Source organism: Prevotella sp. TF12-30 (genome assembly GCF_003436715.1).
GTDB classification, from domain to species: Bacteria; Bacteroidota; Bacteroidia; order Bacteroidales; family Bacteroidaceae; genus Prevotella; species Prevotella copri_A.
The window spans coordinates 1-8,029 of sequence record NZ_QSQJ01000003.1 but is presented as its reverse complement, the minus strand read 5'-3'; the positions used below and the strand labels follow the sequence as shown (position 1 = coordinate 8,029).

Genomic DNA, 8,029 nt, shown 5'->3' with positions numbered 1-8,029 from the left:
AAGTAACTTACTTACGACCCCTAAGTGACTTACTTACGACCCCTAAGTGACTTACTTACGACCCCTAAGTGACTTACTTACGACCCCTAAGTGACTTACTTACGATACCTAAGTGACTTACTTAGGATGCTGGAATGAGACTTACTTCCGGGTGACAAGATGACACCAGTGACAGGCTTTTCTTGAAATCTCTCTCACGTAGGCGGGCGGGAAACCTTTCTGGAAAATTTTTCCTGCCCGCCCGCGTGAGAGAAAGTTTTAGAAAACAGGTGTCACAGGTGTCACCCGTCATCAGAATGGGAGATTGCCGCCGGCAATACTGATAGACAAGTTCACAGAGAACATCAGGATACGGGGGTAGCTGATGGGTTACTCGACTGGTTCCGCAAGGTCTGTGCAGCAGTACTTTAGATACCATGCCCCCCACACGCCCTGAAGGGGCAGAAGCACCTAGCCCAGGGTAACACCCTGGGTATAAGAGCAATCAGCCTTGCGCCCTGTAAGGGCAAAAGCATTAAAAATGCAAGAATAGTAAAAATGAAAACAAGAGAAGAATATATAGCTCTCATCGCTTCTCAGGCCGAAGAATTACAGAACACCTTCGGCATCACCTCCTTGCGTCTCTTTGGCTCTGTTGCAAGAAACGAGCACCACAAAGGCAGCGATGTTGATGGCTATGTAGAAATGCCCCCTAAGTTTTTTCAAGTAGTCCGTCTGAAGGCATACTTGGAAGAACTTCTAGACAGCCCTGTTGATATTATCCGGAAGCATCAGCATCTCAATCCCTTTCTGCTCAAAGAGATTGAGAAAGATGGGATTGAAGTGATAGTACCTTATAAAAATAAATGAGGTCAGAATATACAAATCTGTCCTACCCTTACTTTTCCTTTTCAAAAAAAAGCTGCTGCTCTTCAGCTATATTCTTACAGAATTCAAAAAAATGATCGGAAATAACAATATATTCATAGTTAATACTACGCATTACTCCTCTATTTTCCATTTCATTTTCAAATTCTTTTTTACCATCTTCATTATGATAAATTACAACAACTTCCGTATCTTTATTTTTTTCTAGAAAATCTGCGTAATACTCGTAATCTATACCATATATACTATGCCCAAATATAATAATTCTTTTAGAGTTTTCTATTATATCACTAAATCTTTGTTTTGCATTAATACTAATGTGATTAGATTTTCTTAATGATATGAACGCATTAGGTATATCGCATTCACTATCTATCCCAAATATTACTTCAGAATCTAAAGCACCATGAATTCTATAAAAATTCTCTTTTAAATCATCGGTTTCCAAATCTATGCGTGAATCAAATTTTATACGTTGTAGGAATTTGACGAGATTAGAAATTGTGTCAGTATAGTTAAATGACACGATCTTAAAGTCGGGAAAACTACCCTGATATTTTTTCGAATAATCGGACAGTTTCATTGTTAATCCTTTGTATCCTGCATCATAAATACCCATAATCGAAAAGAAAATCATAAATGCCAAACTATTTTCTTCATTATTTATTTTTGCGCTTTTAAGGAAGGCTACAAGTTCGTCCTTCAGAAGTCTCATTGCTTCTTTAACCAAATCTCTTTGTTCTTCGCTATATTGAGATCGAGCTTTTTTGATATACACACATTTTTCCATTATATCATAGTCTGCTGCAAAGTCAAGATAATTATTCTTTGTCGCATATTCAATAACTCTGTCAAATTCTGGTACTATTCCACAAAGATGCTTATAACCCTTAATTTCCTTAAATGATTCTTCATCAAGATCTAAAGCTTTGCCAATGATAGGCAAAAGTTTATCTATCATTTTTAAATTAACCGCTTGTTCGCCTCTAGTTGCATATTCCTGAATAATACCTTCAAAGTCATACCATTTTTCCTTCTCTCCTTTTGCATTTATAAACTGCAAAAGGGGATTATTAGTATGCTTTGTAAAAAAGCCATCAGCTTTCAATTTTTAAAAAAATGAACGATAATCGGTGACCATGCCTAAATTTAAGTCAAAGCCATTTCCTATTATCAATGATGTTCCGTATTTCTTTTTCATATCTTTTATCTCCTAAATTTTATCAATTCATTACCACTCATAAATACAGGCTTCCCTTCTGCATATTCTTCCAGATGCTTTGGATCAGCCTTCCACTTTTCCTTATCAGATTGGATAATCCCCTGAATATCAAAGTCTCCAAGCGATATTTCTTCATCGAAAAAATAACAAAAATATCTGTCGTGTTTAGGATTGATATACCCTTGTTTTTCAATCTGCTCACGAGACAGTTCTCCCGTATTCTTTACACGGAATGACTTATAAACTTTATTCTCTCCTGCATTATATAATATCACGAACTTAGCATGCTTTACATACTCACGACTTTTTACGACACCACCTTGTACATCCTTACCAAGACGTAAATTATAGGCATCATCACGCTTACCACCTCGACGACTGAATATCCAGTTCAAGTGATTGATACTGTTCACGATACCAATAAGAAATGTTGCATTCGGATAGTTTTCCAAATAATGCATAGTAAGAAATTGCTTCGGAATAACATCATGAGGACGTGCATCGACCCTAGGCATGACTTCTTCCGGCAGTGTCCTCGGGTCCACACCAAGCGGACATTTAGCAACATAGAAGGCATGCTTTAACTCAAACAACACTGCTTCATTTTCATCTGCTACCCTTCTCCTGATGGTAGTATTGTTCTCTTTCTCGGGCTTGCGCAAAGCAAGCGAAAAATATTGCTGGTCACTTCCTTCTCGGTTATCAAATGGCTGGTATACCTTACCAAGAATCTGTTGGAAGTTTTCTTTGATGTAAGCATTCGCATCAATATCACTCTTTGCTGTCATTGCATAGAACTCAAAATTTTCTTTGAGCATCTGCTGGATTTCTTTGCGGAACATCTTGCGGACCTTGTCACGCCACTGTACCTTACTTGTTGTATTATTGCGCCCATAAAGCGCCACCACAAAGAGAAAATTCACATCATAATGCGCCAAAAGGAATGTATCTCGATCGAACAATCTGTTCTCAAACTGACGACTCAGATAGTACTGCTGCCTACGTTTCCCCTCTTCCTTATCGCTATCAATCAGCTTGATATCGTCTTCTGGTCGAAGAACATTCTGATTGGCAGAGATAAAAAAATTAGGAATAACATTGTATCCTTCGGTTACATCATCACGTAATTTTATATGCCCTTTCTTATCTTCTTCCCTACCATCGTTAAACAGGTCGATATTCCACTGTATGACGTTCCTAGCATAAGTAAATTGCTTATAGATAGACTCTTTGCCGAGGGTGTTACCACGTTTATAATACTTAGAATCACCTATATAGTAAATATCACCTTCCTTATCATTATTGGTCAATTCCTGATACTGATAAATGTGGTCAACACGCTTTCCATCCGGTTGATCCTTCAGCTCCTTTGGCAGTTTCTGGTCGCCAGCTATTAAATCATCGATAATAGATTCGAAAACGACATGAAAACTCTTCACAAGTAAATACTCCTTGCGATCAACATTGAGCATAATGTCTTCCGGACGTTCGAAAAACGCATAACAATAGTTCCAAAGTTCCAGAGCCTTGTCTGAAAAGTACTTATACTTTATCTGTTTGAGACGCCTTTTACCGAACCCATTAATGTATCTTAGAAACTTTTTACCCTTAATAAGAGGAAAGTTAACATTCATCTTGACAGGAAAGCCGTACTTTTCACGCATATACTCAAGAATGCTGTAGTATATAATAAGCAGTTCCTCATCAAAATTGATTTTACGTTTCTTATTAACCGGATTCAGGTAGCTGGCATCTTGCCTGCGTGTACCATCGGAACAATCCTGTATGAATACATGACTTCTGGAGATGGTACGCGTCCAGTTTATCTTATTTAAACCTGAATGGAGATTTTTTACAGTGAACATAACAAAACTCTCATTCTTTCTGTTCCATTCTTGCAATGCCAGCAATACATCAAGATAAGTGCACACTCTGCGCTTCTTCATATGTCCCATAATTGGCACTTGCTTATAAAGCACAATACTTGACTGCGCCTTATTCTCAAAACGGTCGAACTCGTGTTCACGGAACACGCTGATAGCCCTATATATCCATACGCTTAAATTGTAAATAAATGTATGTTCCTCGCTGCTCAGCTCATCGCACTCATCTATATTTATCAAATTCTTTGGTTCAATGTGTCCAAACACCTTCTCTTCGCCAAATGGACCTTCCAAAAGCACCTTAGGAAGTAAAAACACGCAGTCATTTACATCTGGGTCATCATTGAAGTAATAGCCAACATAGCTGAGACTAAGCTTACCGTCTCCATTGGGAAGCACACCAAACCCTTTGAGAACGTCACGGACGTCCTCATAATCATATTGGTATTCTTCTATTAATATACGCATAATTATTCTACAGGACTAATTTGACCCCAATTATTATTTTCAACAACCTTCATTAATTTGAAGAAATTGTCGTTTGCATTTTTAGCTTTCCACTGGGTATAAATATAGAGCTTCTCACCCGAATTCAAAGATATCGCTTGCCAACACTTTGCTTTTGACGACTCTACATCAAGTTCGTTATACTCATTTTCTGTTTTGACAACTGTTGTTGTAAAGTCTGCACAAGCCTCCTTAAATTTATCTCGGATGCTTGCAGCCGTAGTCAGGTCAGGATTGCTACTGATGAAATTTAAGACAACACCTTTTACGATTTCTCTTAATGAATTCGGAACGCCATTATATTTGAATTTCACTTTTGACATATCTTGTGTATCATCTTGATTTTCATCCGAATCATCACCTGACTCTTCATCCAAATCATTATCATACGGAACTGGAGAAATCCTAACGCCCAAATTATTCATGAGTTGTCCTATCGCATCTGGGTTTGCAATAGTATTTCCTTGTTCATCCTCTATAAAGAAAATATCATAAAAAGAATCATCCGTATCATTCATTCTAAAAATGGATACATCACAGTCTTTAAAGACATCATTCCACAAATAGAAAATAACTTTATTTACAAATGTATCTTCTCGAATGAAAGATTCTCCCAAATTAGGTTTACAGAAGAAATAACCAAGTTTCTTATCATCAGAACTTGTTACTGAACCAATTTGCTTATTTATAGCTTCCAAGAACTCCCACCAATCACACTCATTGTTGTTAAAACGAATCTTCCAACCAAGAGGAACTCTCTCAGAATTCTTGATAACAAGCTCTCCATTTGCCCCTCTTTTATATCCTTTCGAAATCTTCACATATCTCCATTCCCAACGACGCTTGAAAGCAGAATCTATAGGGAAGAGAGACTGGTCACTGGTATTCATTGTTGCCCAAATATAAAGATTATTTGGCAATAACAAAATTCTTCCTAACTTAATATCTTCAGTCAATGTTTTACCATAGTTACTGATATAATCAGGAACAGCATAATCCACATTAAATTCGTTAGCAAGCATATACTCGCCACCCTGTCCAAACTCCTTAGCAATCTCGTTCTGCAAATCTGCATCCGCTTCAATTGGATAGGTTGAGAATCCATTACCACTTCTATCAAGGAGTTGAAACAAATCACCAAATATCTGAGCACAGTTGCCTCGGTTGATTTCCTCTATTACCAAGAATTGCGGGTCTACCGAATCAACTCCATTAGCAAGCTTTTGCCATGCGCCCAAATAGGCTTTTAAAAATGCCTGTTTAACAAAGGTATAAGTAATACGTTTTTCCTTTGCTATCTCTACTCCTTGTGCACCATAAACAGGGGCATCTGCCATAGTAGGCTTATATGCTCCTACAAAAGTAGAATAATCACTATCAGGATGGAAAGTTGTACGTATTGTTGCATATCTATTCTTCTTCGTTATGCTGTTAACTTCGTACGATTTACCCGTACCTGGAGCACCATAGAAAATCTGCTGCAAAGCCATTTTGCCCCCAGAGTTCTTTTTTGCAGTATCAGAGCTAGCTGATGATCCTTCAAAAGACTTCCATTCTTCCGATTCAAGAAGCAAGTTCAGGCAGTCTTGATTTGCTATCCCTTTTACTATAGCCCCTATCAAGCTGCTCGAAGCATTAATGGTATTTGCAATATTAAGAACAGGAGAATCGGTAAAATCATTCGAACGCTTTATATTTTTACCACCACCCCAAGACTCATAATTCCACAAGAAATTTACCAGAAGCTCTTTATCAGCACCATTATAAGAATTGAGAAAATGCTCTGCCTTTTCCTTGCAAGCATCTTTAGTTTTCTGGTCCTCTGGAATACTACTATTATCTTTGCTAGGATGACAAGCCTCATACATGTCGGACGTAAAGCCCAAAGCGTCTAACTTGTCCTTATACTTAATCAATTCGACATAATATTGACAGCAGCATGCGGCTATATACACCCATTGATTAGGTATTACCAGTAAAGACTTTCTTGAACTTACCTGCAATGTGTACAAGAAGTACTGCTCAATCTTGTAATCACCAAAGGCATGAAATTTTGCCTTGAACTCATCAGGCAAAACACAGTCATCCATATTTGAATGAGCAATGAGCTCACTCAAACTTGTTTTCAGTATACCTAAATCTAACAATTCGTCCATACTATGACTTATTTAATAATTGATTGACTATTTCTTGTGCTAACCTTTTTATCACAGGCACAGCTACACTATTCCCAAATTGATGATAAGCTTCTTTCTTTGAAACTACTATTCGGAATTCTGGATTAGAAGAATTATAATTCTGATTATCTGCACATTCCGAATATTTCCATCCATTTCCTATAATCCTATACCCCTGTAATCTTCCTGCTTCTACAGGTGATAGCGTACGAGGATTTTTATCTGCCTGATCTATTAATATTTCACTGCCATCTTTCCAATATCTTGCCGAAATCGTACTACAGTATTCACTATCACCAAAGAATTTACGATAACCGAAACCTTTGCCATTTGCCATATTACGTTCCTTACGTCTCTGGTGACCTTCCCACATTCTATCAGAAATAGTAAAGTCTGCCACAGCATCATCAGGTTCGAATATATCAGAAACCCTAGTAGGCATAGTTCCTTCCTTTAACTTTGATTTGTCATATATAGTATTACCATTTGCGTCAATGCCATAAGGGAACTTAAACATTTCTACATTGATTGCTTTTTATACCATGCAATGATGAATAATCTTTCCCTGTTCTGAGGAACACCGAAATATTTAGCATTAAGTACTGTATATGAAACACCATAGCCTAACTCTTCCAAGGTTGCTAGAATTACCTTTAAAGTATTACCTTTATCATGACTCTTCAAACCTCTAACATTTTCTAAAAACAAGACCTTTGGAGGACAACCATGCTCTATTTTGTATTTTACAATATTTGCTATATTGAAAAACAAGGTACCTCTGGTGTCTTCGAAACCTCTTTTGAGTCCGGCTACGGAAAACGGCTGGCAAGGAAATCCACCACAACAAACATCAAAATCAGGAATTTCTGCAGGATTTGCCTTTGTTATATCTTCATTAAAATATTTATAATTTCCCAATGAGTCTTTTTTGAAAAGATTTGGCTCTATATCTTTATAATTTGCCTCATAGGATATACGTGCATATTTATCCCATTCACTTGCAAAAACGCAATGAGCTCCCACACTATGCATAGCCGTATGAAAACCACCAATACCTGCAAATAAATCCACAAAAGTAAAGGTATGAATTTCTTTTTTATTATTTTTTTCCATACCTTATTTTTTTAATTCTTTAATAGTTATGTAACTTTCTTCTTCATTTTTGCACAGAATATCCCTATCGACTTCTTGGATGAAGTCGACAAACGAGATGCCTAAAACCTGGCAAATATGATGAAGTTCTATGATATCAAGGCGGCGTTCACAAGTCTCAATCTTGCTTATGAACGCCTGATTAACTTTCAGTAGTTCAGCGAGTTGAGCCTGTGTTACCCCCCCCCAGCCCGTCCGAGAACGGCCGTTTGGGGGTGTAT

At 37.4% G+C, this 8,029-nt stretch carries 7 protein-coding genes; 1 reads left to right on the top strand and 6 read right to left on the bottom strand.

All coding sequences use genetic code 11. The annotated features are described in order from the left end of the window. The first annotated feature begins 537 nt into the window (after positions 1–537). Positions 538–849: a nucleotidyltransferase family protein gene (locus DXD25_RS01960; protein WP_117661556.1), complete on the top strand. Its 312-nt coding sequence runs from the start codon at positions 538–540 to the stop codon at positions 847–849. Positions 850–877: 28 nt separating this feature from the next. Here the strand turns inward: DXD25_RS01960 and DXD25_RS01955 are convergent, their stop codons facing one another. The 6 genes from DXD25_RS01955 to DXD25_RS01925 all read right to left on the bottom strand — a co-directional run. Then, positions 878–1,975 carry an AbiH family protein gene (locus DXD25_RS01955; protein ID WP_117661555.1) on the bottom strand — a complete coding sequence of 366 codons (1,098 nt, stop codon included), beginning with the start codon at positions 1,973–1,975 and terminating at the stop codon, positions 878–880. Between the two features lie 98 nt (positions 1,976–2,073). Then, the gene (locus DXD25_RS01945) at positions 2,074–4,440 is read right to left on the bottom strand and encodes a restriction endonuclease (RefSeq protein WP_117661553.1); all 2,367 of its coding nucleotides are present in this window, start codon (positions 4,438–4,440) and stop codon (positions 2,074–2,076) included. A gap of 2 nt (positions 4,441–4,442) precedes the next feature. After that, entirely contained in the window at positions 4,443–6,635 is a 2,193-nt protein-coding gene (locus tag DXD25_RS01940) for an AAA family ATPase (RefSeq protein WP_233522162.1), read from the bottom strand. A 1-nt stretch (position 6,636) separates the two neighbouring features. Continuing rightward, positions 6,637–7,173 carry a DNA cytosine methyltransferase gene (locus tag DXD25_RS17405; protein WP_117661552.1) on the bottom strand — a complete coding sequence of 179 codons (537 nt, stop codon included), beginning with the start codon at positions 7,171–7,173 and terminating at the stop codon, positions 6,637–6,639. Positions 7,174–7,175: 2 nt separating this feature from the next. Then, positions 7,176–7,769 (bottom strand): DNA cytosine methyltransferase, encoded by a 594-nt coding sequence (locus tag DXD25_RS17400; RefSeq protein ID WP_255415673.1) that lies wholly within the window; start codon positions 7,767–7,769, stop codon positions 7,176–7,178. Positions 7,770–7,772: 3 nt separating this feature from the next. Continuing rightward, positions 7,773–8,029 (bottom strand): helix-turn-helix domain-containing protein (locus tag DXD25_RS01925; RefSeq protein ID WP_147327819.1); only part of this gene is annotated, 257 nt, incomplete at its 5' end.

Coding starts and splice junctions, on each gene's coding strand:
- DXD25_RS01940 (WP_233522162.1), bottom strand. CDS start 6,635: ATGGACGAATTGTTAGATTTAGGTATACTGAAAACAAGTTTGAGTGAG.
- DXD25_RS01945 (WP_117661553.1), bottom strand. CDS start 4,440: ATGCGTATATTAATAGAAGAATACCAATATGATTATGAGGACGTCCGT.
- DXD25_RS17400 (WP_255415673.1), bottom strand. CDS start 7,769: ATGGAAAAAAATAATAAAAAAGAAATTCATACCTTTACTTTTGTGGAT.
- DXD25_RS17405 (WP_117661552.1), bottom strand. CDS start 7,173: ATGTTTAAGTTCCCTTATGGCATTGACGCAAATGGTAATACTATATAT.
- DXD25_RS01960 (WP_117661556.1), top strand. CDS start 538: ATGAAAACAAGAGAAGAATATATAGCTCTCATCGCTTCTCAGGCCGAA.